The 26,710-nt window shown below is 72.2% G+C and carries 30 protein-coding genes; 4 read left to right on the top strand and 26 right to left on the bottom strand.

The genetic code is table 11. The features are described from left to right. Nucleotides 1-205: 205 nt before the first annotated feature. Nucleotides 206-1,381, top strand: coding sequence for a class I SAM-dependent methyltransferase (locus tag IF30_RS0105200; RefSeq protein ID WP_030232555.1), 1,176 nt, complete (start codon nt 206-208; stop codon nt 1,379-1,381). On the opposite strand, the gene IF30_RS0105195 is transcribed toward IF30_RS0105200, so the two are convergent. From IF30_RS0105195 to tsaB, 5 genes are read right to left on the bottom strand one after another with little or no spacing between them, the layout of a single operon-like run. After that, nucleotides 1,378-2,283: a polysaccharide deacetylase family protein gene (locus tag IF30_RS0105195; RefSeq protein ID WP_030232553.1), complete on the bottom strand. Its 906-nt coding sequence runs from the start codon at nt 2,281-2,283 to the stop codon at nt 1,378-1,380. The two genes, IF30_RS0105200 and IF30_RS0105195, sit on opposite strands and share 4 nt — an antisense overlap. A 34-nt stretch (nt 2,284-2,317) precedes the next feature. Further along, entirely contained in the window at nt 2,318-2,623 is a 306-nt protein-coding gene (locus tag IF30_RS0105190) for a hypothetical protein (protein ID WP_037898981.1), read from the bottom strand. Then, entirely contained in the window at nt 2,620-3,726 is a 1,107-nt protein-coding gene (tsaD, locus tag IF30_RS0105185; protein ID WP_030232550.1) for a tRNA (adenosine(37)-N6)-threonylcarbamoyltransferase complex transferase subunit TsaD, read from the bottom strand. The genes IF30_RS0105190 and tsaD overlap by 4 nt, the downstream gene beginning before the upstream one ends. Beyond that, nucleotides 3,719-4,207, bottom strand: a complete 489-nt coding sequence (rimI, locus tag IF30_RS0105180) for a ribosomal protein S18-alanine N-acetyltransferase (RefSeq protein ID WP_037899058.1) — start codon at nt 4,205-4,207, stop codon at nt 3,719-3,721. The genes tsaD and rimI overlap by 8 nt, the downstream gene beginning before the upstream one ends. Nucleotides 4,208-4,230: 23 nt before the next feature. Continuing rightward, complete coding sequence (gene tsaB, locus IF30_RS0105175) at nt 4,231-4,905, bottom strand: tRNA (adenosine(37)-N6)-threonylcarbamoyltransferase complex dimerization subunit type 1 TsaB (protein ID WP_030232547.1); 675 nt, start codon at nt 4,903-4,905, stop codon at nt 4,231-4,233. A gap of 153 nt (nt 4,906-5,058) precedes the next feature. On the opposite strand from tsaB, the gene IF30_RS0105170 reads away from it, so the two are divergent. Beyond that, a complete protein-coding gene (locus IF30_RS0105170; protein ID WP_037899056.1) occupies nt 5,059-5,625 on the top strand; it encodes a hypothetical protein in 567 nt (188 codons plus the stop codon). A 6-nt stretch (nt 5,626-5,631) separates the two neighbouring features. Here IF30_RS0105170 and IF30_RS40980 read toward each other — a convergent pair whose 3' ends face one another. The 5 genes from IF30_RS40980 to IF30_RS0105145 all read right to left on the bottom strand — a co-directional run bounded on the left by IF30_RS40980 (nt 5,632) and on the right by IF30_RS0105145 (nt 10,821). Next, entirely contained in the window at nt 5,632-5,826 is a 195-nt protein-coding gene (locus tag IF30_RS40980; protein WP_037898978.1) for a hypothetical protein, read from the bottom strand. 133 nt (nt 5,827-5,959) lie between these two features. Next, nucleotides 5,960-6,463: a tRNA (adenosine(37)-N6)-threonylcarbamoyltransferase complex ATPase subunit type 1 TsaE gene (gene tsaE / locus IF30_RS0105160; RefSeq protein WP_030232544.1), complete on the bottom strand. Its 504-nt coding sequence runs from the start codon at nt 6,461-6,463 to the stop codon at nt 5,960-5,962. A 130-nt stretch (nt 6,464-6,593) separates the two neighbouring features. Next, the gene (locus IF30_RS0105155; protein WP_107054325.1) at nt 6,594-7,907 is read right to left on the bottom strand and encodes an alpha/beta fold hydrolase; all 1,314 of its coding nucleotides are present in this window, start codon (nt 7,905-7,907) and stop codon (nt 6,594-6,596) included. Continuing rightward, the gene (gene alr, locus IF30_RS0105150) at nt 7,904-9,103 is read right to left on the bottom strand and encodes an alanine racemase (protein ID WP_051709277.1); all 1,200 of its coding nucleotides are present in this window, start codon (nt 9,101-9,103) and stop codon (nt 7,904-7,906) included. The genes IF30_RS0105155 and alr overlap by 4 nt, the downstream gene beginning before the upstream one ends. Nucleotides 9,104-9,345: 242 nt before the next feature. Next, nucleotides 9,346-10,821, bottom strand: coding sequence for a bifunctional ADP-dependent NAD(P)H-hydrate dehydratase/NAD(P)H-hydrate epimerase (locus IF30_RS0105145; protein WP_030232539.1), 1,476 nt, complete (start codon nt 10,819-10,821; stop codon nt 9,346-9,348). An 88-nt stretch (nt 10,822-10,909) separates the two neighbouring features. Here IF30_RS0105145 and IF30_RS0105140 point away from each other — a divergent pair, with 88 nt between their 5' ends. Then, on the top strand, nt 10,910-11,140 hold the full coding sequence (locus IF30_RS0105140; RefSeq protein WP_051709243.1) for a Uma2 family endonuclease: 231 nt from the start codon (nt 10,910-10,912) through the stop codon (nt 11,138-11,140). Between the two features lie 42 nt (nt 11,141-11,182). On the opposite strand, the gene glmS is transcribed toward IF30_RS0105140, so the two are convergent. Beyond that, nucleotides 11,183-13,039, bottom strand: coding sequence for a glutamine--fructose-6-phosphate transaminase (isomerizing) (glmS, locus tag IF30_RS0105135; protein WP_078891145.1), 1,857 nt, complete (start codon nt 13,037-13,039; stop codon nt 11,183-11,185). Nucleotides 13,040-13,138: 99 nt separating this feature from the next. On the opposite strand from glmS, the gene coaA reads away from it, so the two are divergent. Continuing rightward, nucleotides 13,139-14,134 carry a type I pantothenate kinase gene (coaA, locus tag IF30_RS0105130; protein ID WP_030232532.1) on the top strand — a complete coding sequence of 332 codons (996 nt, stop codon included), beginning with the start codon at nt 13,139-13,141 and terminating at the stop codon, nt 14,132-14,134. Between the two features lie 138 nt (nt 14,135-14,272). Here the strand turns inward: coaA and glmM are convergent, their stop codons facing one another. The 15 genes from glmM to secY all read right to left on the bottom strand — a co-directional run bounded on the left by glmM (nt 14,273) and on the right by secY (nt 26,603). Next, nucleotides 14,273-15,637, bottom strand: coding sequence for a phosphoglucosamine mutase (glmM, locus tag IF30_RS0105125; protein WP_030232529.1), 1,365 nt, complete (start codon nt 15,635-15,637; stop codon nt 14,273-14,275). A gap of 164 nt (nt 15,638-15,801) precedes the next feature. Continuing rightward, nucleotides 15,802-16,305: a 30S ribosomal protein S9 gene (rpsI, locus tag IF30_RS0105120; RefSeq protein WP_030232526.1), complete on the bottom strand. Its 504-nt coding sequence runs from the start codon at nt 16,303-16,305 to the stop codon at nt 15,802-15,804. A gap of 45 nt (nt 16,306-16,350) precedes the next feature. Continuing rightward, nucleotides 16,351-16,794: a 50S ribosomal protein L13 gene (rplM, locus tag IF30_RS0105115; RefSeq protein ID WP_030055846.1), complete on the bottom strand. Its 444-nt coding sequence runs from the start codon at nt 16,792-16,794 to the stop codon at nt 16,351-16,353. Between the two features lie 232 nt (nt 16,795-17,026). After that, nucleotides 17,027-18,685, bottom strand: a complete 1,659-nt coding sequence (locus IF30_RS0105110; protein WP_030232523.1) for an ABC-F family ATP-binding cassette domain-containing protein — start codon at nt 18,683-18,685, stop codon at nt 17,027-17,029. Nucleotides 18,686-18,727: 42 nt separating this feature from the next. Continuing rightward, on the bottom strand, nt 18,728-19,666 hold the full coding sequence (gene truA, locus IF30_RS0105105; protein WP_051709242.1) for a tRNA pseudouridine(38-40) synthase TruA: 939 nt from the start codon (nt 19,664-19,666) through the stop codon (nt 18,728-18,730). 78 nt (nt 19,667-19,744) lie between these two features. Beyond that, nucleotides 19,745-20,224 (bottom strand): 50S ribosomal protein L17, encoded by a 480-nt coding sequence (gene rplQ / locus IF30_RS0105100; protein ID WP_030232519.1) that lies wholly within the window; start codon nt 20,222-20,224, stop codon nt 19,745-19,747. 126 nt (nt 20,225-20,350) lie between these two features. Continuing rightward, nucleotides 20,351-21,373, bottom strand: a complete 1,023-nt coding sequence (locus tag IF30_RS0105095) for a DNA-directed RNA polymerase subunit alpha (protein WP_030232516.1) — start codon at nt 21,371-21,373, stop codon at nt 20,351-20,353. 146 nt (nt 21,374-21,519) lie between these two features. After that, a complete protein-coding gene (gene rpsK, locus IF30_RS0105090) occupies nt 21,520-21,927 on the bottom strand; it encodes a 30S ribosomal protein S11 (RefSeq protein WP_030232513.1) in 408 nt (135 codons plus the stop codon). 72 nt (nt 21,928-21,999) lie between these two features. Next, nucleotides 22,000-22,380 (bottom strand): 30S ribosomal protein S13, encoded by a 381-nt coding sequence (rpsM, locus tag IF30_RS0105085; RefSeq protein WP_030232510.1) that lies wholly within the window; start codon nt 22,378-22,380, stop codon nt 22,000-22,002. A 175-nt stretch (nt 22,381-22,555) separates the two neighbouring features. Then, entirely contained in the window at nt 22,556-22,669 is a 114-nt protein-coding gene (rpmJ, locus tag IF30_RS0105080) for a 50S ribosomal protein L36 (protein ID WP_003956441.1), read from the bottom strand. A gap of 33 nt (nt 22,670-22,702) precedes the next feature. Further along, nucleotides 22,703-22,924, bottom strand: coding sequence for a translation initiation factor IF-1 (gene infA, locus IF30_RS0105075; RefSeq protein WP_003956442.1), 222 nt, complete (start codon nt 22,922-22,924; stop codon nt 22,703-22,705). Between the two features lie 192 nt (nt 22,925-23,116). Beyond that, on the bottom strand, nt 23,117-23,542 hold the full coding sequence (gene mscL / locus IF30_RS0105070) for a large conductance mechanosensitive channel protein MscL (RefSeq protein WP_030232507.1): 426 nt from the start codon (nt 23,540-23,542) through the stop codon (nt 23,117-23,119). Nucleotides 23,543-23,683: 141 nt separating this feature from the next. Then, nucleotides 23,684-24,523 carry a type I methionyl aminopeptidase gene (gene map, locus IF30_RS0105065; protein ID WP_030232505.1) on the bottom strand — a complete coding sequence of 280 codons (840 nt, stop codon included), beginning with the start codon at nt 24,521-24,523 and terminating at the stop codon, nt 23,684-23,686. Between the two features lie 116 nt (nt 24,524-24,639). After that, on the bottom strand, nt 24,640-25,293 hold the full coding sequence (locus tag IF30_RS0105060; protein ID WP_030232502.1) for an adenylate kinase: 654 nt from the start codon (nt 25,291-25,293) through the stop codon (nt 24,640-24,642). Next, nucleotides 25,293-26,603, bottom strand: coding sequence for a preprotein translocase subunit SecY (secY, locus tag IF30_RS0105055; protein ID WP_030232500.1), 1,311 nt, complete (start codon nt 26,601-26,603; stop codon nt 25,293-25,295). Before secY ends, IF30_RS0105060 begins: the two co-directional genes overlap by 1 nt. Between the last annotated feature and the right edge of the window lie 107 nt (nt 26,604-26,710).

Below are 26,710 nucleotides of genomic sequence, written 5' to 3'. Positions count from 1 at the left end.
CGGGTAGGGCGAACCTGCGGGCCTGCCGTCGCGGGGGTCAGACACACGTCTTCGCGTTAGCACTCCCCCGGTGGGGAGTGCCAAGGACGACCATAGGCCTGTGTTAGCACTCAGTCAACCAGAGTGCCAACGGCGCGCCCGTCGGATCGCGGATGACGGACGGCGACCCGTGCTCGCGGCCGCGCGGACCGGCGAGAATGGGCCCGTGGACACCGAGAACCTCCTGCCCCTGCTGGCCCCCGAGGGCCAGGCCCTGCTCGCCGAGCTGCGCGAGTTCACCCCCGAGGAGGAGCTGGCGCTGGCGACCCGGCTGCGGAGGGAGCACCCGGCGGAGTTGGTGTCGGCGGCGTTCGGGCAGGCCCGGCTGCGGCAGCGGGCACGGGCGAAGTTCGGGCCGGACGCCGATCTCATGTACTTCACGCCCGACGGCGTCGAGCAGTCCACCCGGCGCAGCGTGGCCGAGTGGCGGGCACGGCGGTTCGCCGCACTGGGCGTCCGGCGCCTGGCCGACCTGTGCTGCGGCATCGGCGGGGACGTGCTGGCGCTGGCCCGGGCGGGCATCGAGGTGCTGGCCGTCGACAAGGACCCGGCGGCCTGCGCCGCCACCGCCGCGAACGCCGCCGCGCTGGGCCTGGCCGACCTCGTCGAGGTGCGCTGCGCGGACGTCGCCGAGATCGACGTCACCGGCTACGACGCGGTGTTCACCGACCCGGCCCGGCGCACCTCGCGCGGCCGGGTCTTCGACCCGGAGGCGTACGCGCCGCCCCTCTCCTGGGCCGTCGAGGCCGGCCGCCGGACCCCGATCGGGGCGCTGAAGGTCGCACCGGGCATCCCGCACGAGGCCGTCCCGCAGGACGCCGAGGCCGAGTGGGTCTCCGACCACGGCGACGTCAAGGAGGCGGTGCTCTGGTTCGGCACCAGGGCGGCCCACCCGCACCGCGCCACCCTGCTGCCGCAGGGCGCCAACCTGACCGGCGGCGACCTGCCCGACCCGCCGGCCGGCCCGGTCGGCCGCTACCTGTACGAGCCGGACGGCGCGGTGATCCGGGCGCACCTGGTGGCCGAGGTGGCCGAGCGGGTCGGCGGCCGGCTGATCGACCCGAAGATCGCCTACCTGACCTCGGACCAGCTGGTCGACACCCCGTACGCGCACGCCTTCGAACTCACCGACGTGCTGCCGTTCAACATCAAGAAGCTGAAGGCGCTGCTGCGCGAACGCGCCGTCGGCACCGTGGTGATCAAGAAGCGCGGGATGGCGATCACCCCGGAGGAGCTGCGCCGCCAGCTCAAGCCCTCCGGGCCGAACACCGTCACGGTGATCCTCAGCCGCACCGACCACGGCCCGCTGATGATGCTGGGGCAGCCGGTCCGCGCGGGCTAGGCCGCCGGGGCCTGGATGTAGTCCTCCAGGCGGGCCACCGAGAAGCCCTGCTCCTGGATCCGGGCCAGCAGGTCCCCGAACATCTGGGTCATCGTGGCGCCCTTGAGCTCCTTGGGGCCGCGGAAGTGCGCCAGGATGATGTCGCCGGGCTTCAGCTTCTTGTCCGCCGCCTGGTACTGCATGTCGTGGATCTGCATCGACTCGCGCCACAGCACGATCGCGCGCGGGCCGCACTGCTGCACCGAGGTGTTGAGCATCGGGGTGTTGGCACCGTCGCCGAACGGCGGGCGGAACAGCAGCGGGGCGGTGCCGTACTGCTGGGTGAGCGCCGTCTGGTCGTCGCAGACCTCGGCCTTCTGCCTGTCCGCCGGCAGCTTGCTCATCACCGGGTGGTCCACGGTGTGGTTCTGGATGTGGTTGCCCAGGCCCTGCAGCGGCTTGAAGTAGCCGTAGTCGTTCTTGACGATGTCCTTGGTCAGGAACATCGAGATCGGCACCTTGAGGTCGGTCAGCATCTCGACGAACTTCGGGTCCTTCTCGGCGCCGTCGTCGATGGTGACGAAGACCACCTTGTCGGTCGTCTTGATGTCGCTGAACACCGGTACGGGGCCGGTCCGTTCGAGCTTGACGGGCTTGTCGGCGGGCGGCGCGGGGGCGGGGGCGAGCGGGGTGAGGTTCCACTTCGCCCAGGCCGCCGCGTTCGCGCCCGCCGGGGCGGCACCGGGGGTGGCGGCCGCGCCGCTGGTCGGGGCGGCCCCGGTGGGCGCGGCGGGCGCCGCCGTCGGGGCGGGCTGGGCGGCGCTGCCACCGCCGCCGTTGTCTCCGCAGGCGGTGGCGAAGGCCAGCAGGGCCAGCGCCCCTGCCGCGTACGTCCTGGTCCTGTTCCGTCCGACCCTGCTCACCGCACCGCGCTCCCGGTTCCCGTCCAGCTTTCTCTCAGCTATGCACGGTAGCGGTCGGGTCGGCGGTTCCCGCCGCAGGCTGTTCGACGAGCTCACTGGTGAAGGACCAGCGGTGCACCGGACGGCCGAGCAGTTCGGCCGGCGGGTCGGCGAAGGGCGCCGGCTCGCCGCTCCACCAGGTGATCAGCAGCACCCGGTCCCCGGGGGCGCCGAACAGTTCGAGCCGCTCCAGCCCGGCCGTGCCGCGCACCGCGGGCAGCGCCTCCTCCCGCACCCAGGCGGCGAGTTCGGCTCCGCGGCCGTCCGCCGCCCGGGCCTCCCACATCGCGGCGACGGTCATGCCGTGCCGCCGCCGAGGGCGTGGTAGGCCTGGCCGTGGAAGTCGGCGTGCCCGGTGCCCGCGGCAGGCACGTGGACGTCGGTCACCGGCAGCGAGGAGTCGGCGGACAGGTCGAAGGCGGAGGGCGCGCGGTCGCGCCACACCATCTCGGAGCCCAGCGCCGCGACCATCGCGCCGTTGTCGGTGCACAGGCCCGGCCGGGGCACCCGCAGCCGGATGCCGGCCCGGTCGCAGCGCTGCTGGGCCATCTCGCGCAGCCGCGAGTTGGCCGCGACGCCGCCGCCGATCATCAGGTGGTCGACGCCGTTGTCCTTGCACGCCTTGACGGCCTTGCGGGTGAGCACGTCGGTGACCGCCTCCTGGAAGGAGGCCGCCACGTCGGCGATCGGCACCTCCTCGCCGGCCCGGCGCTTGGCCTCCACCCAGCGGGCGACGGCGGTCTTGAGGCCGGAGAAGGAGAAGTCGTACGCCGGGTCGTTCCTGCCGCTCAGGCCCCGCGGGAAGGCGATCGCCCCGGGGTCGCCGTCGCGGGCCGTCCGGTCCACCACCGGGCCGCCGGGGAAGCCCAGGCCGAGCACCCGGGCGACCTTGTCGAAGGCCTCGCCTGCCGCGTCGTCGATGGTCGCGCCGAGCGGGCGGACGTCGGTGGTGATGTCCTCGCTGAGCAGCAGCGAGGAGTGCCCGCCGGAGACCAGCAGGGCCATCGTCGGCGAGGGCAGCCGGCCGTGCTCCAACTGGTCGACGCAGATGTGCGAGGCGAGGTGGTTGACCCCGTACAGGGGCTTGTCCAGGGCCCACGCGTAGGCCTTGGCGGCGCTGACGCCGACCAGCAGCGCGCCGGCCAGGCCGGGGCCGGCGGTGACCGCGATGCCGTCCAGGTCGCTCGCCTTGACCCCGGCGGTGTCCAGGGCGCGCTGGATGGTCGGGACCATCGCCTCCAGGTGCGCTCGGCTGGCGATCTCGGGGACGACGCCGCCGAAACGGGCGTGGTCGTTGACGCTGGAGGCGACCGCGTCGGCCAGCAGCGTCGTGCCGCGCACGATGCCGACGCCGGTCTCGTCGCAGGAGGTCTCGATGCCGAGGACGAGCGGTTCGTCAGCCATGGGGGGTGTCCTCAATGTCCTTCGGGTCGGTGCTGTCAGTGCTCGGGTGGTCGAGGCGCATCACCAGCGCGTCGACGTTGGCGGGCTGGTAGTAGCCGCGCCGGATGCCCACCGGCGCGAAGCCGTGGCGCTCGTACAGCCGCTGGGCGCGCAGGTTGTCCACCCGTACCTCCAGGAGCAGTTCGGCGCAGCCGCGCCGGGCGGACTCCCGGATCAGGTCGGTGAGCAGCGCCGTGCCGAGGCCGGCGCCCTGGTGGCGGTCGTCGACGGCGATGGTCTGGACGTCGCCCTCGCCGGCGATCGCCATCAGCCCGGCGTAGCCGACGACCGTGCCGTCCGCCGCGCAGGCGACGGTGTAGTGGCGGGTGCCGCCGGGGTGGGCGTCGGCCAGCTCGGACCAGAACATCCCGGTGGACCAGGCGTCCTCGGGGAAGAGCCTCCGCTCCAGTTCCACCACCGGCGCGATGTCCCACCAGCGCATCGGGCGCAGGGTGGTGCCGTGGTTCACGCCGGGAGCACCGCCTTGCCCCCCAGAACGGTCTTGTAGCCGACGGGCACCTGGGCGTCCGGGCGGCGCAGGTACAGCGGGACGTTGGGCAGCAGTTCGCGCCCGGCGGCCAGCTCGGCGGCGGCGAAGCCGGCCAGGGCGCCGGCCGACACGTGCTCGGGACCGTGCGCGCCCGGGAAGGCCTCGGGGTAGAGCAGGGCGCCGGCGCCGACGGAGCGCGGCTGCGGGGCCGACTCGGCCGGCCGGTCCACGCCCGGCCCCTCGGTGCGGCGGCCCTCGGCGTCGTACGAGGCCCAGTAGACCTCCTTGCGGCGCGCATCGGTGGCCACCGTGAACGGCTGCCCGGCCAGGCCCTCGGCGCGGGCCTGGAAGGCGATCGCGTCCAGGGTGCAGACGCCGTGCACCGGCAGCCCGAGGGCGTGGCCGAGCGCGGCGGCGGTCACCAGGCCGACCCGCAGGCCGGTGTACGGGCCCGGGCCGACGCCGACCGCGATGGCGGTCAGCCGGTGCTTGTCGACCCCGGCCGCCCGCAGGACGCCGTCGATCGCGGGCAGCAGCAGTTCGCCGTGGCGCCGGGCGTCGACCTGGTGGGTCTCGGCCAGGACGGCGGTGCCGTCGTGGACGGCGGCGGTGACGGCGGGGGTAGCGGTGTCGAACGCGAGCAGCAGCACGGGTCAAGGTTAGACCGACGTTGGGCCGACCGGCCGATCGGCCGGGTGTGCCGTCCGGGAACACACATCCGAGGCGCTGCGACCCGGACGGACGGACCTGGCACGATGGGGCCGTACGAAAAGGGACGGCGGCGGGAGCGGCACGTGGCGAAGATGGGTCCTGGAGTGGTGGTCACCGGGCTGACCCTGGGGGCCCTGGCGGTGGTGAGCCTGCTGGCCTTCCAGGCCAACGGCGCCCAGAGCCGGGCGGGCGCCGCCAAGCCCACCGCCCCCGTCGCGGCGACCGGCACGGCCCCCACCGCGGCGCCGAGCGCCTCGGCCACCCCGACCGTCCCGCCGCTGCCGGCCACCTCGGGCACCGGTCTCCGGGTCGTCTACTCGGTCGGCAGCCACTACGTCTGGCTGGTCGACCCGAAGAAGAACCCGCAGGTCGCCGCCGCCTTCCCGGTCGCCCCGGGCACGGTCGAGCCGACCCCCGGCAGCTACGCGGTGTACAGCCGCACCGCGACGACCACCGGGACGGACGGACGTCAGATCGAGCACGTGGTGCGTTTCGCGCAGCAGAACGGCGTGGTGTTCGGTTTCAGCGCGGCGGTGGACGGCGCGACCCCGACCGCCGACCCGAAGGCCAAGACCGGCGGCATCCGCAGCGGCCGCGCCGAGGGCCAGTTGCTCTGGGACTTCGCGCCGAAGGACACCAAGGTGGTCGTGGTCGCCTGAGGCGGCTCACGCGGCCCGGGGCGACTGCGCCTCGGGCCCCTCGGCCTGCCTCGGCTTCGGCTCGGGCGGGGTGGACACCGCCTCGGCGGCCGCGCAGGCGGCCAGCAGGGCCCGCATGGGCTCCCCCGCGGCACTGCGGGCCGGCTCTCCGGCCCCGGCGGCGCGGACGGTGCGCTCCGGGTCGGGGGTGGTGCTCGACATGGCGCCTCCCTAGTTAGGCAGACCTAACCGCAGCACCCATCCCACCACGCCCGGCGCCCCGCCCGCAACATCTTGCCGACAGCCTGTCGGCAAGGTGTCGGCGAGTCGCGACGCGCCGCGGCCGCCGGCGCTCCTACTCGGCCAGCGCCGCCAGCCCGGCGTCCGCCCAGCGCGGGCCGATGCCGGTCAGCAGCACCCGGCGCGGGTCCTGGTCGTCCCCGGCGTCGTCGGCGCCGCCCAGGGCCCGCTCGATCCGGACCTCCAGCCGGTCCTCGGACAGGCGCTCGACCTTGCCCTCGCCCCACTCGACCACGACCACCGACTCCGGCAGCGAGACGTCCAGGTCGAGGTCCTCCATCTCGTCGAGGTCCCCGCCCAGCCGGTACGCGTCCACGTGGACCAGGGCCGGGCCGCCGACCAGGGAGGGGTGCACCCGGGCGATCACGAAGGTCGGCGAGGTCACCGCCCCGCGGACCTGCAGCCCCTCCCCCAGGCCCCGGGTGAGCGTGGTCTTCCCCGCCCCCAGCTCGCCGGAGAGCAGCACCAGGTCCCCCGGCCGCAGCAGCGCGGCCAGCTCCCGGCCGAGCCGGCCCATCCGCTCCGGGGTGGGGACGGTGAGAGTGGCGTGCGAGCCCATGCGCGTGTCTTGCCCTTCGGTCCGTACCGGCGTGCCGACCACCGGCCGCCACCGCTACCGTGCCACATCACCGCGCCCCGGTGCGGCGGGCGGGGTGGCGGGCGGAGCGTCGGGGCGGTGCGGCGGAGCCTCAGGCGGGGTCGGCGGCCTGTTCGGCGGGCCGTTCCCGGGCCAGGTCGAGGACGGCCGCGGGCAGCGGCGCGGCCCCGGCGTGGTCGGCGGCCCGGCGCAGCAGCAGTGCGAGTTCGCGGTCGACCTGCTCCGGCCGCTCCAGCATCACCAGGTGTCCGGCGCCGTCGGCGAGGACCAGTTCGGCGCCCGGCAGCCGCGCGGCCATCACCTCGCTGTGCGCCGAGGGCGTCAGCAGGTCCTTCGTCCCGGCCAGCACCAGGGTCGGCAGGCCGAGCAGGGCGGCCAGCGCCTCGAACTTCTCGTGTACGCCGAACACCGGGTAGAACTCGGCGACCACGTCGATCGGGGTGGCGTCCAGCAGCTGCTCGGCGAAGCGCACCACCCCGGGGTCGACGTCCCGGCTCCCGAAGGAGAACCTGCGGTAGAAGAGGGACGTCACGTCCGAGCCCAGCCGCCTGGTCGCCTCCACCAGGTCGACCTGGCGGCCGAGCAGCCTCACCACGCCGGGCGCGACCCGCTTGAACAGCTTGGCGCCGACCGCCGGCAGTCCCAGGCTCACCGAGTTCCAGTCCCCCGCGAGCGTGCCGATCAGGGCGACCCCGGCGACCCTCTCCCGGAACAGCTCCGGGTACTGGTCGGCCAGCGCCATCACCGTCATGCCGCCCATCGAGTGGCCCACCAGCACCAGCGGGCCGGTCGGCGCGACGGCGTCGATCACCGCTTTGAGGTCGCCGCCCAACTGGTCGATGCCGGCCGGCTCGCCCGCCAGGAACGAGCGGGAGCGCTCGGAGCGGCCGTGGCTGCGCTGGTCCCAGAAGACCAACCGCATGCCCTCGCGCAGCGCGGCCCGCTGGAAGTGCCAACTGTCCTGGTTGAGGCAGTAGCCGTGGCAGAACACCACGGTCAGCGGCTCGGCGCCGCCACCCGCCGGGCCGCCTCCGGGGCGCTCCGGGCCGTCGGAACTCTCGGCGCTGTCGGGCCTGTCGGCGCCGTCCGCGCTGTCGGGGGTCTCGGGCTCCGCCCAGCCGGTGCCGTCCAGTTCGACGTACAGCTCGGTGCCGTCCGGCGCCGCCACCGTCCTCGGGCGTCCGCGCAGCGAGCCGTACGGGGCGCTCGCGTCCAGCTCGGCGCGGGCCCGGCGGCGCGTCGCCCGGCCGACGGTCAGCCGCTCTATCGCCACCCCGGCGGCCGCCCCGGCCGCCAGCACGCCGACGGAGATCCCGATCACGCCCGCCCGGCTCACCCCGGTGGCCGCGCCGGCCGCCTTGGCCACCGCCGCGACCGCTCCGTCCCCGGTCGGTGCGTCGGTCATGCCGGGAGGCCCTCGGCGTGGCTGCCGCCCAGGTACCGGCGGGGCACCCGGGCACCGATCCGGGTGACGATCTCGTACGAGATGGTGCCGCAGGCGCGGGCCCAGTCCTCGGCGGTCGGCTCGCCGCGCTCGCCGTTGCCGAACAGGAGCGCCTCGTCGCCGACCGCCGGGGTGTCGCCGCCCAGGTCCACCACGAACTGGTCCATCGCCACCCGGCCGGCCACCGTGCGCCACTTGCCGTCGATCTGCACCGGACCGGTACCGCTGGCGTGCCGGGGCACGCCGTCGCCGTAACCGATCGGGACCAGGCCCAGGGTGGTCGGGCCGGGCGTCGTGTAGTGGTGGCCGTAGCTGACCCCGTGCCCGCCGGGGACCTGCTTGACCAGCGCCAGCCGCGCGGACAGCGACATCACCGGGCGCAGCCCGAAGTCGGCCGGCGAGCCCACCCCCGGCACCGGTGACAGCCCGTACGCGGCCAGGCCCGTACGCACCAGGTCGAAGTGCGACTCCGGCAGCAGCAGGGCGGCCGGCGAGTTCGCCAGGTGCCTGACCTCGGGGCGCAGCCCGGCCGCCTCGACCGCGGCCAGCGCGGCGCGGTAGGAGTCCAGCTGGGCCCGGATCGACGGGTGGCCGGGCTCGTCGGCGGCGGCGAAGTGCGACCAGACGCCGACGACCCTGAGCAGCCCCTCGGCCTCGGCGCGACGGGCGGCGGCCACCAGCTGCGGCCAGTCGTGCGGCTGGCAGCCGTTGCGGCCGAGGCCGGTGTCGACCTTCAGGTGCACGCGGGCCGGGAGACCGGTCCCGCGGACGGCCGACAGCAGTTCCTCCAGCGCCCACTGGCCGCTGACCGAGATGTCCAGGTCCGCGCGCAGCGCCTCGGCCCACGGCCCGCCGGGCGTCCACAGCCAGCACAGGATGCGGGCGCGCTCCGGGCCGATGCCCGCGGCCCGCAGCGCCAGCGCCTCGTCGGGCGTCGCGCAGCCGAGCCAGCCGATCCCGTCGGCGACCGCCTCCCGGGCGCACTCGACCGCGCCGTGGCCGTAGGCGTCCGCCTTGACCGCGAGCATCACCGCCGCGCTGCCGACGCGCTCGCGCAGCGCCGCGAGGTTGCCGCGCAGGGCGGCGAGATCGATGGTCGCCTCGGCACGGACGCCGTCGGTCAGGGTGGCTGTGCCGGTCGTGTTCGCAGTTGTCATCAGGGTCAGTCTCCCAGACGTCCCGGAGTCCTCGCCGAACGGCCCATCGGCGCGGCGGCCGACGGCCGGGGCCCCCTCCGCGCCGACCGGCGGCGAACCGCTCGTCACCTCCTCGTTCGGACGCCGGATGCGGACCGCCCGGTTCCGCGCGCCCGCCGCCGCCCGGCTGCCCGGCTGCCCGGCTGCCCGGCCGCCCCGCCGCCGCCCGCCGCCGCCCGGCCCGTCGGCCCGGACCCGCCCCGTCAGGCCCCGCGCACCGCCCGCCACACGGCGGGCAATGCCTCGGCCACCGCCAGGGCCGTCACCGGGGCGCCCGGCTCGCCCGCCGCCTCGCGGCCCGCCAGGCCGTGCAGGTAGGCGGCCACCGACGCGGCGTCCAGCGGCGGGAGGCCCGCCGCCAGGAGCGAGCCCGCCAGGCCGGCCAGGACGTCGCCGCTGCCGGCGGTGGCCAGCCAGGAGGTGCCGGTGGGGTTGACCCGGACGGCGCCGCCCGGGTCGGCGACCACCGTGGTCGAGCCCTTCAGCAGCACGGTCGCGCGGTAGGCGGCCGCCAGCCGGCGGGCGGTGGCCAGCCGCGCGGCGGCCAGGTCGTCAGCGGCCGGCGGCGGGGTGCCGTCGGCGCCCGCGAGCAGCCGGGCGGCCTCGCCGGTGTGCGGGGTGAGCAGGGTGGGGGCGGTGCGGCCGGCCAGGGCGTCGGGGCCGAGCCGGCCCAGTTCGGTCAGCCCGTCGGCGTCCACCAGCACCGGGACGTCGGCGGACAGCGCCTCGGTCAGTGCCTGCCGTGCGCCCTCGCCGCCGCCCGGCCCGACCACCCAGGCCTGCACCCGCCCGGCCCCGGCCGGCCCGCCCTCGGTGACCAGCGTCTCCGGGTGCCGCCGTACGACCTCCTCGGCCGCCGTGCCGACGTACCGGACGGCGCCCGCGCCGCCCCGCAGCGCCCCGGCGACCGCCAGCAGCGCCGCCCCGGGGTACCGCGCCGAACCGGCCGCCACCCCGACCACACCGCGCCGGTACTTGTCGCTCTCCGCGCCCGGCAGCGGCAGCAGCGCGGCCACGTCGGTGTGCTGGAGGGCCGTCACGTCCGCCTCCGGCAGTTCGATCCCGATGTCGACCAGTTGGACGGCGCCCGTGTACGCGGCCCCCGGGTCGACCAGCAACCCGGGCTTGTACGTGCCGAAGCAGACCGTGACGTCGGCACGCAGCGCCTCGCCGGGCACCTCACCGGTGTCGGCGTCGACCCCGCTGGGCAGGTCCACCGCGACCACGACGCCGCGCCGCGCGGCCCGGGCGTACGGCACGGCCTCGGGGCGCAGCCCGCCCCGGCCGCCGATGCCGACGATCCCGTCCAGCACCAGGTCCGCGCGCGAGAAGTCGGCCAGGCCGACTTCCTGCTCCGCCGTCACCCGACCGCCCGCCGCCCGCAGCGCGGCCAGACCGCCCGGGTGCGCCTTCTCCGGCGTCAGCAGCACCGCCGTCACCCGGGCCCCGCGCCGGGCCAGCGCGGCCCCGGCGTAGAGGGCGTCACCCCCGTTGTCCCCGCTGCCCGCCAGCACCGCCACCCGGCTGCCGTACACCCGCCCCCGACGCCCGGTGAGCAGCCGGGCGCAGGTCGCCGCCAGCCCGGCGGCCGCCCGCTGCATCAGGGTGCCCTCCGGCAGGCGCGCCATCAGCGCGGCCTCGGCGGCCCGGACGGTTTCCACAGGGTGTGCATGACGCATGGGGAGAACTCCTTCGGCAGGCGCGGCTACCGCCGACGCTAGCCCGCGTCACCGCCCTGCGGGAGCCGGGCCTGCGCCACACTTTCGAGTGACACCCACGTCGACCGACCCGCACAAGGACCGCGAAGCCAAGCGCCGCGGCTGCGCCGCCGCCGGTGTCCCGTGCTGTCTGCTGATCGACCGCAGCGACGGCCTGGTCACCCTGGTCACCCGGCCCGAGGGCGAGGACTACCCCACCCGCACCCAGGTCGAGTTCGGCACGTCGATCGACCTGCCCGCCCCGTTCTCCTTCGCGCTCGACACGGCGCCCCTGCGGTAGGACGCAGCCACCGCAGGGGCGCCGTTGCCGACGAGCGCGGGACTACTCGACGGTGACCGACTTCGCCAGGTTGCGCGGCTGGTCGACCTCGTGGCCCTTGGCCGTGGCCAGCTCGCAGGCGAAGACCTGCAGCGGGACGGTGGAGACCAGCGGCTGGAGCAGGGTCGGGGTGACCGGGATGCGGATCAGGTGGTCCGCGTACGGGACGACGGCCTCGTCGCCCTCCTCCGCGATCACGATCGTGCGGGCGCCGCGGGCCCGGATCTCCTGGATGTTGGAGACGATCTTGTCGTGCAGGATCGACCGGCCGCGCGGCGAGGGCACGACGACCACGACCGGCAGACCCTCCTCGATCAGCGCGATCGGGCCGTGCTTGAGCTCGCCCGCCGCGAAGCCCTCGGCGTGCATGTACGCCAGCTCCTTGAGCTTGAGCGCGCCCTCCAGGGCCACCGGGAAGCCGACGTGGCGGCCGAGGAACAGCACCGAGCGGGCGTCGGCCAGCGAGCGGGCCAGCTCGCGCACCGGCTCCATGGTCTCCAGGACCTGCTCGACCTGCTTCGGCGCGTCGCCGAGCTCCTTGATGACGGCGAAGATCTCGTCGCCCCACTTGGTGCCGCGCACCTGGCCCAGGTAGAGGGCGACCAGGTAGCAGGCGACCAGCTGGGTCAGGAACGCCTTGGTGGACGCGACCGCGACCTCCGGCCCGGCGTGCGTGTACAGCACGGCGTCCGACTCGCGCGGGATGGTGGAGCCGTTCGTGTTGCAGATCGCCAGCACCTTGGCGCCCTGCTCGCGGGCGTGGCGCAGGGCCATCAGGGTGTCCATGGTCTCGCCGGACTGCGAGATGGCGATGACGAGCGTGCCGGGGCCCATGATCGGGTCGCGGTAGCGGAACTCGGAGGCGACCTCGACCTCGCAGGGGATGCGGGTCCAGTGCTCGATCGCGTACTTGGCGATCATGCCGGCGTGGAAGGCGGTGCCGCAGGCGACGATGACGACCTTGTCGACGGACCGCAGGTCGGCGTCGGAGATCCGCAGCTCGTCCAGGGTGAGCCGGCCGTCGGTGCCGATGCGGCCCAGCAGGGTGTCGGCCACGGCCTTCGGCTGCTCGGCGATCTCCTTGAGCATGAAGTAGTCGTAGCCGCCCTTCTCGGCGGCGGAGGCGTCCCAGTCGACGTGGTACTCGCGCACCTCGGCCGGGGCACCGTCGAAGTCGGTGACGGTCACGCCCTCGGGGCGCAGCTCGACGACCTGGTCCTGGCCCAGCTCGATCGCCTCGCGGGTGTGCGCGATGAAGGCGGCGACGTCCGAGGCGAGGAAGTTCTCGCCCACGCCGCGGCCGACGACCAGCGGCGAGTTGCGGCGGGCGCCCACGACGACGTCCGGCGCGTCGGCGTGCACGGCCACCAGGGTGAAGGCACCCTCCAGCTGACGGCAGACCACCCGCATGGCCTCGGCGAGGTCGCCCTGGTAGGCCTCGCCCAGCAGGTGGGCGACGACCTCGGTGTCGGTCTCGGACCGGAGGGTGTGGCCGCGCTCGGCGATCTCGGCGCGCAGCTGGGCGAAGTTCTCGATGATGCCGTTGTGCACCACCGCGACCCGCTGCTCGTCGTCCAGGTGGGGGTGGGCGTTGGCGTCCGTCGGGCCGCCGTGGGTGGCCCAGCGGGTGTGGCCGATGCCGGTGGTGCCGCCGGGCAGAGGGGACTCGGCGAGCGACTTCTGCAGGTTGGCGAGCTTTCCGGCCCGCTTGTCGGTGGACAGGCCCCACTGCCCGTCGGAGTCCTGTACCTGCACCGCGACACCGGCCGAGTCGTAACCCCGGTATTCCAGGCGCTGCAGGCCTGCGATTACTACGTCGAGGGCGGACTGCGCGCCCACGTATCCAACAATTCCGCACATGCGTGCCAGCATAAGGGCGGTTCTGTGGCCGTTTTCCCGTCCGGGGAGAACGCTGCGTGACCGACACCACAACGACCGTGAACGCCGCGACGGCTCACAATGGAGCATGTGCTGACCGAACTGTGTACGCGGGGCGCCACCACGCCCGGCCCGTCGCCGTCCCCCTACGTGGACCTCAGCCGGGCCGAGTGGAGCGCGCTGCGCGAGCGTACGCCGCTGCCGCTGACCGCCGAGGAGGTGGAGCAGCTGCGCGGCCTCGGCACAGCCCTCGACCTGGACGAGGTCCGTGACGTCTACCTGCCGCTGTCCCGGCTGCTGAACCTGTACATCCACGCCACGCACGAACTGCGCGGCACGCTGGGCACGTTCCTCGACACCCCGGACACCGAGCGCACCCGCACGCCGTTCATCATCGGCGTGGCCGGCTCCGTCGCCGTCGGCAAGTCGACCACCGCCCGCCTCCTGCAGGCCCTGCTCGCCCGCTGGCCCGAGCACCCCCGGGTCGAGCTGGTCACCACCGACGGCTTCCTGCTCCCCAACGCCGAACTGCGCCGCCGCGGCCTGATGGCCCGCAAGGGCTTCCCCGAGTCGTACGACCGCCGGGCGCTGACGCGCTTCGTCGCGGACGTGAAGGCCGGCAAGGAGCGGCTCAGCGCCCCGGTCTACTCGCACCTGGTGTACGACATCGTGCCGGACGAGCGGCTGACGGTGGAGCGCCCGGACATCCTGATCGTCGAGGGCCTGAACGTCCTCCAGCCGGCGCTGCCCGGCACCGACGGCCGCACCCGCCTCGCGGTCGCCGACTACTTCGACTTCTCGATCTACGTCGACGCCCGGACGGACGACATCGAGCACTGGTACCTGGACCGCTTCCGCAAGCTGCGGGAGACGGCCTTCCAGGACCCGAACTCCTACTTCCGCCGCTTCACCGAAGTGCCGGAGGAGGAAGCGATGGAGTACGGCCGTCAGGTCTGGCGCACCATCAACAAGCCCAACCTGCTGGAGAACGTGCTGCCGACCCGCGGCCGGGCCACCCTGATCCTGCAGAAGGGCGGGGACCACAAGGTCCGCCGGGCGCTGCTGCGCAAGCTCTGAGCCGCCGTCAGCCGCCGCGCTCCCGGGGCCCCGAGCCCCGGCTCTTGGCACCGGACCCGAGCACCAGCCCCGAGCACCGGCCCCGAGCACCGCGAAGGCCCCCGCCGAGCGGCGGGGGCCTTCGGCGTGTGCGGGAGCTCAGCCCAGGTGGGTGCGCACCGCTTCGGCCAGCCGCTGCGCGACGGCCTCGGCCTGCACCGCGTCGGCGGCCTCGACCATCACCCGGACCAGCGGCTCGGTGCCGGACGAGCGCAGCAGCACCCGGCCGGTGGCGCCCAGCTGGACCTCGGCCGCGGCGACGGCGGCCGCCAGCTCGGGGCTGGTGGCGACCCGGCTCTTGTCGACGCCCTTGACGTTGATCAGCACCTGCGGCAGCCGGGTCATCACGGCGGCCAGGTCGGCCAGCGGCTGCTTGGTCGCGGCCAGGCGGGCGCCCAGCATCAGGCCGGTGAGGGTGCCGTCGCCGGTGGTGGCGTGGTCCAGCAGGATGACGTGGCCGGACTGCTCGCCGCCCAGCGCGAAGCCGTGCTCCTTCATCGCCTCCAGCACGTAGCGGTCGCCGACGGCGGTCTCCACCAGGTCGATGCCCTCGCGCTCCATCGCCAGCTTGAAGCCGAGGTTGGACATGACGGTGGCCACCGCGGTGTTGCCGCGCAGGGTGCCGGCCTCCTTCATCGAGACCGCGAGGATGGCGATGATCTGGTCGCCGTCCACCTCGTTGCCGTCGGCGTCGGCGGCCAGGCAGCGGTCGGCGTCGCCGTCGAGGGCGATGCCGAAGTCGGCCTGGTACTCCTTCATCGCGACGCGCAGCCGGTCCAGGTGGGTGGAGCCGACGCCGTCGTTGATGTTGAGGCCGGTGGGCTCGGCCCCCAGGGTGTGGACGACCTCGGCGCCGGCCCGGGCGAAGGCCTCGGGGGCGACGTAGGCGGCCGCGCCGTGGGCGCCGTCGATGACGACCTTCACGCCGTCCAGGCGGTTGGGCAGTACGCCGATCAGGTGGGCGACGTACTTGTCGAAGCCCTCGGTGTACTCGCGGACCCGTCCGACGGCGGCGCCGGTCGGGCGGTTCCAGTCCTCCTCGCCCAGCGTGTGCTTGCGGTAGTGGGCCTCGATCGCGTCCTCGATCCGGTCGTCCAGCTTGTGGCCGCCGCGCGCGAGGAACTTGATGCCGTTGTCCGGCATGGCGTTGTGGCTGGCGGACAGCATCACGCCGAAGTCGGCGCCGAGCGCGCCGGTGAGGTAGGCCACGGCCGGGGTGGGCAGGACGCCGACCCGCAGCACGTCGACGCCGGCGCTGGCCAGACCGGCGATGACGGCGGCTTCCAGGAACTCCCCCGAGGCACGCGGGTCACGGCCGACCACCGCGACCGGCCGGTGGCCGTCGAAGGCACCGGCCTCGCCGAGCACGTGCGCGGCCGCGACCGACAGTCCGAGCGCGAGCTCCGCCGTCAGTCCCTCGTTGGCCACCCCGCGTACGCCGTCCGTACCGAAGAGTCGTCCCACTGTCCGTCCTCCATCACCACTGTTCGGAACCCAACCGATGATCCCGGCCGCCGCACAGTAGCCGGGGAACACGTCGCCCCGGAGTACACGTGGTACTCCGGGGCGACGGTTTCGCGCATCCAGGGGGTGCACCGCCAGGGCGGGCCGCACCCCCGGGGACGCGATTAGCGCTTGCTGTACTGCGGCGCCTTGCGGGCCTTCTTCAGACCGGCCTTCTTGCGCTCGACGGCGCGGGCGTCACGGGTCAGGAAGCCGGCCTTCTTCAGCGCGCCGCGGTTGTTGTCCACGTCGGCCTCGTTCAGGGCACGGGCCACGCCGAGGCGCAGCGCGTAGGCCTGGCCGGACACGCCGCCGCCGGTGATGCGGGCGACGACGTCGTAACGGCCGTCCAGCTCGAGGAGCTTGAAGGGCTCGTTCACGGTCTGCTGGTGCACCTTGTTGGGGAAGTAGCCCTCGAGGGTGCGACCGTTGATCTTCCAGACGCCGGTGCCGGGGACGATGCGCACGCGGGCGATCGCCTCCTTGCGACGGCCCAGGCCGGCGCCGGGGACGGCCTCGCCGAAGCGGCCGGCCAGCGACTCGGAGGTGTAGCTCTCCTCGGAGGTGTACTCGCCCTCGACGACGGTCTCGTCGAAGTCGACCTCAAGGGTTTCAGTGGTCTCGGCCACGATGTTCCTCAGCTCTTTTCAGTGTTGGGGGGCTTGGTGGCCGAATTACTGCGCGACCTGGGTGATCTCGAACGGCACCGGCTGCTGGGCAGCGTGCGGGTGCTGGTCGCCCGAGTAGACCTTCAGCTTCGAGAGCATCTGACGGCCCAGGCTGTTCTTGGGGATCATGCCCTTGATGGCCTTCTCGACGGCCTTCTCCGGGTTGTTCGCCAGCAGGTCGTCGTAGCGCACCGAGCGCAGACCGCCCGGGAAGCCCGAGTGGCGGTAGGCCAGCTTCTGGGTCTTCTTGTTACCGGACAGGTGCACCTTGTCGGCGTTGATGATGATGACGAAGTCACCAGTGTCAACGTGCGGCGCGTAGATCGCCTTGTGCTTGCCCCGGAGGAGGTTGGCGGCCTGGGAGGCCAGGCGGCCGAGCACGACGTCGGTCGCGTCGATGACGTGCCACTGACGCTGGACGTCGCCGGGCTTGGGGCTGTACGTACGCACGGTCGTAGCCTTCGCTTTTCAGTGAGTGAGTCCTGACAGGAGCACCCGGACGGAAGAGCAGCCTGGCCAACCTTGGACGCAATTCAAGGGGGACCGCTGGTCGACGACCTGATGTCTCCGGCGTACCGACCTCTCACGTGAGATAGAGCGAGCCAATACGCACATCAAGCATCCAGGTTACCGGCCAGGCCCGAAGGGGTCAAAAATCGCCTGGAACCCCCTCCGCCGTCACTCAGCGTTCGCGCTCCACCCGGGCGACGTCCCAGACCGGCTCCGACGACTCGTACACCCGGCCGTCCGCGCCGAACACCAGGAAGCGGTCGAAGCTCTTGGCGAACCAGCGGTCGTGGGTGACGCACAGCACGGTGCCGTCGAAGGCCTCCAGTCCGGCCTGCAGTGCCTCGGCGCTCTCCAGGTCCAGGTTGTCGGTCGGCTCGTCGAGCAACAGGGCCGTCACGCCCGAGAGTTCGAGCTTGAGGATCATCAGCCGGGCCTGCTGCCCACCGGACAGCGACTCGAACTTCTGCTCCTCCTGGCGGTCCAGCTCGTACCGGCGCAACGCGCCCATCGCGGCGCCGCGGCCGAGCGCGTGCTCCTCCTCGATGATCGAGCGCACGGTGCGGCCGAACAGCTCCGGGTGCGCGTGGGTCTGCCGGAAGTGACCGGGGACGACCCGGGCGCCCAGCTTCCACTCGCCGGTGTGCGCGACCGTCCCGTCGCCGGCCAGCAGCCGCAGGAAGTGCGACTTGCCGGAGCCGTTCGAGCCGAGCACCGCGACCCGCTCGCCGTAGAAGACCTCCAGGTCGAAGGGCTTCATCAGGCCGGTGAGCTCCAACCGCTCCATGGTGAAGGCCCGCACCCCGGTGCGGCCGCCCTTGAGCCGCATGGTGATGCTCTGCTCACGCGGCGGCGTCTCCGGCGGGCCGGCGTCCTCGAACTTCTTCAGCCTGGTCTGGGCGGCGGCGTACCGGGAGGCCATCTCGTGGCTGACGGCGGCGGCCTGGCGCAGGGTGACGACCAGCTTCTTGAGCTTGGCGTGCTCCTCGTCCCAGCGGCGGCGCAGCTCCTCGAACCGCTCGAAGCGGGCCTTGCGGGCCTCGTGGAAGGTGTCGAACCCGCCGCCGTGCACCCAGACGCTGCTGCCGGTGGCGCCGGTCTCGACGGCGATGATCTTGTCGGCGGTCTCGGACAGCAGCTCACGGTCGTGCGAGATGAACAGCACGGTCTTCGAGGTGGCCTTGATCGCCTCCTCCAGCCAGCGCTTGGCGGGGACGTCCAGGTAGTTGTCGGGCTCGTCCAGCAGCAGCACCTCGTCGGGGCCGCGCAGCAGGGCCTCCAGCACGAGCCGCTTCTGCTCGCCGCCGGAGAGGGTGTTGAGGCCGCGCCACTGGGCCTTGTCGAAGGGCATGCCGAGGGCCGCCATCGTGCAGACGTCCCAGTCGGTCTCGTAGTCGTAGCCGCCGACGTCGGCCCAGTCGGAGAGCGCCTGGGCGTAGGCCATCTGCGTCTTCTCGTCGTCCTGGGCGATCATCGCCAGCTCGGCGGCGTCCACCGCGCGGGCGGCCACCGCGATCCGCTCGGGGGCGACGGACACCAGCAGGTCGCGCACCGAGGCGTCCGCGGGCAGCGCCCCCGGGGTGGACTGCTGGTCCTCGCGGCCGGTGGTGCCGACGAACTGGCGCATCACGCCGAGCCCGCCGCTGATCGTCACCGAGCCGCCGTGCGGCTGGAGGTCCCCGGCGATCATCCGCAGCAGCGTGGTCTTGCCGGCGCCGTTCGCGCCGACCAGGGCGACCGCGGCGCCCTCGCCGACCCGGAAGGACGCGTCGTCGAACAGCACCCGCCCGTCCGGCAGGTAGTACTCCAGGTGCGAAATCTCGACGTGTCCCATGGGGACGATTGTCCCAAGCGGACGCGCCGGGCCAAAACCGATTTAGGCGGCGCCTTCGGACTCCTGCCCGGTGGCAGCAGCGGGCTGCCCCGGCAGGGTGCGCATCCGCCGGGCCTGGCGGTTGCGCTCGGCCAGCTGGTCGTCCGGCGGGTAGCCGACCTCCTCCAGCGTGAGGCCGTACGGCCGGATCACGTTGACGGCGGAGTTGCGCACCCCGCCGGCCAGCACCTCACCGGGGAACTCCACCGGCCGGTGCCCGTCGCCGACCAGCAGCATCGCGCCGACCAGCGCCCGGACCATGTTGTGGCAGAAGGCGTCGGCCCGGACGGTGGCGACCGCGAGCGAGCCCTCCTGGGCGGCGTAGGGGTCCACCGGGACGCGGTCCCAGTGCAGTTCCAGCAGGGTGCGGATGGTGGTGGCGCCCTCGCGCTTCTTGCAGTACGCGGCGAAGTCGTGCTCGCCGAGCAGCAGTCGCGCCGCCTCGTTCATCTTCTCCAGGTCCAGCGGGCGGTCGTGCCAGAGCACGTGCCCGCGCAGCAGCGGGTCCACCCCGCCCGGGTGGTCGGCGACCCGGTAGGCGTACCGGCGCCAGATCGCCGAGAAGCGGGCGTCGAACCCGGCCGGCGCCTCGCCGACCCGGTAGATCCGGACGTCCCCGGGCAGCCGGCCGGCCAGCCGGCGCAGCAGCTTCTCCCGGTGCGCCTGCCACAGTTCGGCCGGCAGGTCGACGTGCGCGACCTGGCCGCGGGCGTGCACCCCGGCGTCGGTGCGGCCGGCCACGGTCAGCGGGAACAGCTCCGGGCTGCGGGTGACGATCTGCAGCGCGGTCTCGATCTCCTCCTGGACCGTCCGGCGGCCGCCCTTCTGCCGGGCCCAGCCGGAGAACTCGGCGCCGTGGTAGGCGAGGTCGAGCCGGACCCGGACGCGCCCGTCGGCCGGGCCGTCCTTCACCGGCGGCTGCTCGGCGCAATCGTTGACCACTGCTTCTCTTCTCCCTGGGACGAGGAACGGGCCCGCTCCCCCACGAATGGGGGAACGGGCCCGCAACACCTGGAGGTGTCAGGCCTGCTCGGCGGCCTCGGCCTCGTCGGCCTTGGTCTCGGCAGCCTTGGCCTCGTCGGCCTCCTTGACGGCACGCTTGGTGGCGGCCTCGGCCTCGCCGACGGCGTTCTGCGCGACGGTCAGCGCCTCGACCAGCTCGATCACGGCCATCGGGGCGTTGTCGCCACGACGGGGACCGATCTTGGTGATGCGGGTGTAGCCACCCGGGCGGTTCTCGTAGCGCGGCGCGATCTCGGTGAAGAGGGTGTGCAGCACGGCGATGTCGGTGATCGTCTTGCGCACCAGGCGACGGTTGTGGATGTCGCCCTTCTTCGCCTTGGTGATCAGCTTCTCCGCCAGCGGGCGCATCCGACGGGCCTTCGCCTCGGTCGTGGTGATGCGGCCGTACTGGAACAGCTCCCGGCACAGACCGGCGAGCAGCAGCGGCTCGTGGTGCGGGCCGCCGCCGAGGCGGGCACCCTTGGTGGGACGCGGCATGGATTACTCCTCGAATCTCCGACTACGGCCGTATCAGGTACCGCAGCGGGCGTACGGGCACTGTGCCCGCACGACTTCCAGGACGACGGGGGCGGTTCCGGGGAACCGCCCCCGCGGCCAAGTCTCTTAGTACTGCTCGGTCTCCGCGTAGCCCGCGTCGTCCAGGTCGTCGGCGCCGAAGGCGTCGGCGGCCGCGGTCGGGTCGAACCCGGGCGGGCTGTCCTTGAGGGCCAGGCCCATGCCGGCCAGCTTCGCCTTGACCTCGTCGATCGACTTCGCACCGAAGTTGCGGATGTCGAGCAGGTCGGCCTCGGAGCGGGCGACGAGCTCACCCACGGTGTGGATGCCCTCGCGCTTGAGGCAGTTGTAGGAGCGGACGGTGAGCTCCAGCTCCTCGATCGGCAGCGCCAGGTCGGCGGCCAGGGCGGCGTCCGTCGGGGACGGGCCCATGTCGATGCCCTCGGCGTCGATGTTCAGCTCGCGGGCGAGGCCGAACAGCTCCACCAGGGTCTTGCCGGCCGAGGCCATGGCGTCGCGGGGACGCATGGCGGGCTTGGTCTCGACGTCGACGATCAGCTTGTCGAAGTCGGTGCGCTGCTCGACACGGGTGGCCTCGACCTTGTAGGTGACCTTCAGCACGGGGCTGTAGATCGAGTCGACCGGGATCCGGCCGATCTCCTGGCCGGAGGCCTTGTTCTGGACGGCGGAGACGTAGCCGCGACCGCGCTCGACGGTCAGCTCCATCTCCAGCTTGCCCTTGCCGTTGAGCGTGGCGAGGACCAGCTCCGGGTTGTGCACCTCGACACCCGCCGGCGGGGCGATGTCGGCGGCGGTGACGACACCCGGGCCCTGCTTGCGCAGGTACATCACGACCGGCTCGTCGTGCTCCGAGGAGACGACCAGCTGCTTGATGTTGAGGATGAGGTCGGTCACGTCCTCCTTGACGCCCGGCACGGTGGTGAACTCGTGCAGGACGCCGTCGACGCGGATGCTGGTGACAGCGGCACCCGGGATCGACGACAGGAGCGTGCGGCGCAGGGAGTTGCCGAGGGTGTAGCCGAAGCCCGGCTCCAGCGGCTCGATCACGAACCGCGAGCGGAACTCGTCGACGACCTCTTCGGTCAGCGAGGGGCGCTGAGCGATAAGCATGGGGGATGTTCCTCCGATTGTCTTCGGCACCCACTATTTGATGCCGACAGGACCAAGCGTACGGGCTCCCGCGAGCAGCGACGAATCACTACGTGGGAGCCCGTACGAGGTTTTGAAGCAAACCCAGCGTGCCCGAAGGCGCTGCGTCAGACGCGGCGGCGCTTCGGCGGACGGCAGCCGTTGTGCGGGGTGGGGGTGACGTCCTGGATCGAGCCGACCTCCAGGCCGGTGGCCTGGAGCGAACGGATCGCGGTCTCGCGGCCGGAGCCCGGACCCTTCACGAAGACGTCAACCTTGCGCATGCCGTGCTCCTGCGCGCGACGGGCAGCGGCCTCGGCGGCCATCTGCGCGGCGAACGGGGTGGACTTGCGCGAGCCCTTGAAGCCGACGTGGCCGGCGGAGGCCCAGGAGATCACGTTGCCCGCGGGGTCGGTGATCGAAACGATGGTGTTGTTGAACGTGCTCTTGATGTGCGCGTGGCCGTGAGCGACGTTCTTCTTTTCCTTGCGGCGGATCTTCTTCGCGCCGGCAGCCTGACGACCCTTGGGGGGCATAAGTCTGTTCTCCTACTGAGGTGGTCGGTCCGCTGACCCGCGGGCCGGAGGGATGTCCGGTGACGGGACGGACTACTTCTTGCCCGGCTTCTTCTTGCCGGCGATCGCGCGACGCGGGCCCTTGCGGGTACGCGCGTTGGTGTGGGTGCGCTGGCCGCGGACCGGCAGGCCACGGCGGTGACGCAGACCCTCGTAGCAGCCGATCTCGACCTTGCGGCGGATGTCGGCGGCCACCTCACGGCGGAGGTCACCCTCGACCGTGTAGTTGGCGTCGATGTACTGGCCCAGCTTGACGAGGTCTTCCTCGGAGATGTCGCGAACGCGGACATCCGGGTTGACGCCGGTCTCGGCCAGGGTCTGCTGGGCGCGGGTACGACCGATGCCGTACACGTAGGTAAGGGCGATCTCGATCCGCTTCTCACGGGGGAGATCAACGCCGGCGAGGCGTGCCATTCAAGGCTCCTGTGGTTCTTCAGAGGTCTTGCGTGCTACCTACCCCTTCGCCTCTCGACGATGGAGCCCCGGCCTCTGACCGGGGGCGGCAGTCCGTCCACGGGGGACGGATCGGGTAGCCCGCTTATGACGTTTTCGCGTCGCGCGAAGTACTACGAGAAATGCTGGGGAGAGATCAGCCCTGGCGCTGCTTGTGACGCAGGTTGTCGCAGATCACCATGACCCGGCCGTGACGGCGGATCACCTTGCACTTGTCGCAGATCTTCTTGACGCTCGGCTTGACCTTCATGTTCAGGTTCTCCGGGTCTAGAGTCTGACGTTCTTACTTGTAGCGGTAGACGATCCGCCCGCGCGTGAGGTCGTAGGGGCTGAGCTCCACGACGACCCGGTCGTCCGGCAGGATGCGGATGTAGTGCATGCGCATCTTGCCACTGATGTGCGCGAGGACCTTGTGACCGTTCTGCAGCTCGACCTTGAACATCGCGTTCGGAAGAGACTCGATCACGGTGCCCTCGATCTCAATGGCGCCTTGCTTCTTAGCCATGAACTGCGAGATCCACCTTCCGGGACCGGCTACCGTATGCGGAACGCTCGTGCGAACCTGGGTTCACCCCGTCCCCGAGGGGAAGAGGGCGCGCTGAAGCACGCTACGAGTGAGCCGACGGTCCATCCTACGCCAGCGCGTCCGGTGGACCAAAACGGAGGTCCCGCGGAGCGGTGCGCGGCTCGCGCCGCGTCAGACTCCGACGGGGGCGCTCAGCGGCTCGACCTGGGCGGTGCAGGCCGAGCAGCGGCGGGCGGCCTGGGGGATCTCCGTCAGGCACTCGGGGCAGGGGCGCTTCGGGGCCTTCGGCTTCTTCGGCAGGTAGCGCGCGGTCGCCTTGGTGATCGGCAGCACCACGAAGAAGTACAGCACCGCGGCGGTCATCACGAACGCGATCAGCACGTTGAGGAACTGACCGTAGGGGAAGGTGACTCCGGCCACCGTCGCCTTGTACGAGCTGAAGTCGCCGGCCGCGCCGACCACCACGCCGACGAGCGGGGTGAGGAAGGCGGACACGAAACCGGTCACGACCGCGGTGAACGCCGCACCGATGACCACACCGACGGCCATGTCGACGACGTTGCCGCGCATCATGAAGTCGCGGAATCCCTTGAGCACTTGCTCTCTCCTGCATCGCTCGTGAACCAGTCGGGTCACAGTGGACCACTGTCAGCCGATAAAAATAGGACAAAAGCCCTGGAGGTCCAAACCTCCAGGGCTCTGCCCCCTTGCCGCGACGGCGCCCGGGCCGCGCCTCGACTACGCGAGCGGGTCCGGAGCTGCGGTGATGCCCAGCTTCGCCAGTTCGGCCTTGCCGCCGTCGAAGGCGGTCAGCACCAGCGGGCCCTCCTCGGTGACGGCCACCGAGTGCTCCCAGTGCGAGGCCCAGGTGCCGTCGTTGGTGACGACCGTCCACTCGTCGTCCAGCACGGTGGTGTGCGGAGTGCCCAGCGAGACCATCGGCTCGATCGCCAGCACGGTGCCGGGGACCAGCTTCGGGCCCTTGCCGCGGCCGCGCTCGACGTAGTTCAGCACGTGCGGCTCCATGTGCATCGCGGTGCCGATGCCGTGGCCGCCGTAGCCCTCGGTGATGCCCCACTTGCCCTTCGGCGGCAGCGGCTGGCGGCGGATGTAGCCCTCGATCGCCTTGGAGACGTCGACCAGGCGGTTGTTCTTCTTCATCTGCGCGATGCCGGCCCACATGGAGCCCTCGGTGACCCGGCTCAGCATCTCGACCTCGGGGCGGACCTCGCCGACGGCCACGGAGATGGCCGAGTCGCCGTGCCAGCCGTCCAGGATGGCGCCGCAGTCGATCGAGATGAGGTCGCCCTCCTGCAGCACCCGGTCACCCGGGATGCCGTGCACGACCTCGTTGTTCACCGAGGCGCAGATCACTCCCGGGAACCAGAGGCCGCCGTGGTGGGCACGGAAGTTCGAGGTGGCGCCGTGGTCGGTGATGACCTTGTCCGCGATGTCGTTGAGCTCCTGGGTGGTCACCCCCGGAGCGACCGCCTCGCGGCAGGCCTTGAGGGCCTCGGCGACGACCAGCCCGGCCGCTCGCATCTTCGCGATCTGCTCGGGGGTCTTGATCTCCACCATCTGGTCACGCCTTCCAAGTCCGGATTGCCACTGCCTACCACCGTACGACGCCGAAACGGCCGGGCCGCCCGCTGGGCGGGCGACCCGGCCGTACCGTCGTACGTTCGCCGAGAGACTCAGCTGTCCTGCTTCAGCGCCTCGATCGCGCGCGCGGTGACCTCGTCCACCGTGCCGAGGGCCGGGATGGTCACCAGCAGCCCCTGGTCCTGGTAGTAGCCGATGATCGGCTCGGTCTTGGAGTGGTACTCCTCCAGCCGGACCCGCACGGCCTCCTCGGTGTCGTCCGAGCGCTGGAACAGCTCGCCGCCGCACTCGTCGCAGACGCCCTCGGCCTTCGGCGGGTTGTACGCCACGTGGAACACGTGGCTGCCGTTGTTGCGGCACAGGCGACGGCCCGCGATCCGCTTCACGACCTCGTCCTCGGGGACCTCCAGGTCCAGGACGCCGTCCAGCTTGATGCCCTGCTCGGCGAGGAACTCGTCGAGCGCCTTGGCCTGCCCCAGGTTGCGCGGGAAGCCGTCGAGCAGGAAGCCGTTGGCGGCGTCGGACTGGAGCATCCGGTCCTTGGCCATCCCGATGGTGACCTCGTCCGGCACGAGCCGGCCCGCATCCATGTAGCCCTTGGCCTCGAGCCCCAGCGGGGTGCCCTGGCCGATGTTGGCGCGGAACAGGTCTCCGGTGGAGATATGGGGGATGGACAGGGTCTTGGCGAGCAGGTGCGCCTGAGTACCCTTCCCGGCCCCGGGAGGACCAACGAGGACGATTCGCATCAGCGGAGGAACCCTTCGTAATTGCGCTGCTGGAGCTGGCTCTCGATCTGCTTCACAGTTTCGAGTCCGACGCCGACGACGATGAGCACGCTGGTGCCGCCGAACGGGAAGTTGGTCTGCTGTCCGAAGGCGACCAGGGCGATCATCGGGATCAACGCGATCAGGCCCAGGTAGAGCGAACCCGGCCACGTGATTCGGGTCAGCACGTAGTTCAGGTACTCGGCCGTCGGCCGGCCGGCCCGGATGCCCGGGATGAACCCACCATACTTCTTCATATTGTCGGCAACTTCTTCGGGGTTGAAGGAGATCGCGACGTAGAAGAAGGCGAAGAAGACGATCAGCAGGAAGTAGGTCGCCATGTAGATCGGGTGGTCACCCTTGACGAAGTTCGTCCGGATCCACGTGGCCCAACCCGCTTGGCTGTTGGTCAGCTGGACCACCAGGGCCGGGATGTACAGCAGCGACGAGGCGAAGATGACCGGGATGACACCGGCCTGGTTCACCTTGAGCGGGATGTAGGTCGAGGTCCCGCCGAACGCCCGGCGGCCGATCATCCGCTTCGCGTACTGGACCGGGATCCGGCGCTGGGCCTGCTCGACGAAGATGACCAGCATCACGACGATGATGCCGACCGCGACCACCGAGAGGAACTCGACCCAGCCGCCGCCGATGGTGCCGGACTGCTTGATCGCCCACATCGAGGACGGGAACTGGGCCGCGATCGAGGTGAAGATCAGCAGCGACATGCCGTTGCCGATGCCGCGGTCGGTGATCAGCTCGCCCAGCCACATGATCACGCTGGTGCCGGCGGTCATCGTGAGGACCATGACGGCGATCCGGAACACCCCGGTGTCGGGGACGATCTGGTTGGCCACCGGGCAACCGGAGAACAGGGCACCGCTGGAGGCCGTCGCGATGATGCCGGTGCCCTGGAGCACGGCGAGCGCGATGGTGAGGTAGCGGGTGTACTGGGTGATCTTGGCCTGGCCGGCCTGGCCCTCCTTCTTCAGCGCCTCGAGCCGCGGGATCACGACGGTGAGGAGCTGGAGGATGATGCTCGCCGTGATGTACGGCATGATGCCGAGGGCGAAGATCGTCAACTGGAGGAGCGCGCCACCGCTGAACAGGTTGACGAGCCCGAAGAGGCCGCTGTTCTTGGTCTCCTTCACACACTCGTTCACGGCCGTGAAACTCACGCCCGGCATCGGAATGTGCGAGCCCAGCCGGAACAGCACCATGATGCCCAGCGTGAACAGCAGCTTCTTGCGCAGGTCGGGCGTCTGGAACGCCCGCGCGAACGCACTGAGCACGGTGCCTCCTGCGCCTCCCGCACGTCGTCGGCGGGAGGGTCGGTCCTGAATGGGAGTTTGCGGTACGGGCTCCCGTACAGACGGCACAGGCGAGCCTACGCGCAGCC

Source organism: Streptomyces sp. NRRL S-350 (assembly GCF_000719705.1).
Taxonomy (GTDB): Bacteria; Actinomycetota; Actinomycetes; order Streptomycetales; family Streptomycetaceae; genus Kitasatospora.
This window is presented reverse-complemented; position numbering and strand designations above follow the sequence as displayed.

Bases quoted from the DNA above. Each gene is read 5' to 3' on its own strand.
- IF30_RS0105110 (WP_030232523.1), bottom strand. From the start codon at position 18,685: ATGGGACACGTCGAGATTTCGCACCTGGAGTACTACCTGCCGGACGGG.
- rpmJ (WP_003956441.1), bottom strand. From the start codon at position 22,669: ATGAAGGTCAAGCCGAGCGTCAAGAAGATCTGCGACAAGTGCAAGGTG.
- IF30_RS0105095 (WP_030232516.1), bottom strand. From the start codon at position 21,373: ATGCTTATCGCTCAGCGCCCCTCGCTGACCGAAGAGGTCGTCGACGAG.
- rimI (WP_037899058.1), bottom strand. From the start codon at position 4,207: ATGCGCTGGTGGGACATCGCGCCGGTGGTGGAACTGGAGCGGAGGCTC.
- rpsK (WP_030232513.1), bottom strand. From the start codon at position 21,927: ATGCCCCCCAAGGGTCGTCAGGCTGCCGGCGCGAAGAAGATCCGCCGC.
- map (WP_030232505.1), bottom strand. From the start codon at position 24,523: ATGGTGGAGATCAAGACCCCCGAGCAGATCGCGAAGATGCGAGCGGCC.
- IF30_RS0105190 (WP_037898981.1), bottom strand. From the start codon at position 2,623: ATGACCGTCGCCGCGATGTGGGAGGCCCGGGCGGCGGACGGCCGCGGA.
- alr (WP_051709277.1), bottom strand. From the start codon at position 9,103: ATGACAACTGCGAACACGACCGGCACAGCCACCCTGACCGACGGCGTC.
- IF30_RS0105170 (WP_037899056.1), top strand. From the start codon at position 5,059: ATGGGTCCTGGAGTGGTGGTCACCGGGCTGACCCTGGGGGCCCTGGCG.
- IF30_RS0105145 (WP_030232539.1), bottom strand. From the start codon at position 10,821: ATGCGTCATGCACACCCTGTGGAAACCGTCCGGGCCGCCGAGGCCGCG.
- glmS (WP_078891145.1), bottom strand. From the start codon at position 13,039: ATGTGCGGAATTGTTGGATACGTGGGCGCGCAGTCCGCCCTCGACGTA.
- coaA (WP_030232532.1), top strand. From the start codon at position 13,139: ATGGAGCATGTGCTGACCGAACTGTGTACGCGGGGCGCCACCACGCCC.
- IF30_RS0105060 (WP_030232502.1), bottom strand. From the start codon at position 25,293: ATGCGAATCGTCCTCGTTGGTCCTCCCGGGGCCGGGAAGGGTACTCAG.
- tsaD (WP_030232550.1), bottom strand. From the start codon at position 3,726: ATGGCTGACGAACCGCTCGTCCTCGGCATCGAGACCTCCTGCGACGAG.
- IF30_RS40980 (WP_037898978.1), bottom strand. From the start codon at position 5,826: ATGTCGAGCACCACCCCCGACCCGGAGCGCACCGTCCGCGCCGCCGGG.
- IF30_RS0105155 (WP_107054325.1), bottom strand. From the start codon at position 7,907: ATGACCGACGCACCGACCGGGGACGGAGCGGTCGCGGCGGTGGCCAAG.
- infA (WP_003956442.1), bottom strand. From the start codon at position 22,924: ATGGCTAAGAAGCAAGGCGCCATTGAGATCGAGGGCACCGTGATCGAG.
- rplQ (WP_030232519.1), bottom strand. From the start codon at position 20,224: ATGCCGCGTCCCACCAAGGGTGCCCGCCTCGGCGGCGGCCCGCACCAC.
- tsaE (WP_030232544.1), bottom strand. From the start codon at position 6,463: ATGGGCTCGCACGCCACTCTCACCGTCCCCACCCCGGAGCGGATGGGC.
- rpsM (WP_030232510.1), bottom strand. From the start codon at position 22,380: ATGGCACGCCTCGCCGGCGTTGATCTCCCCCGTGAGAAGCGGATCGAG.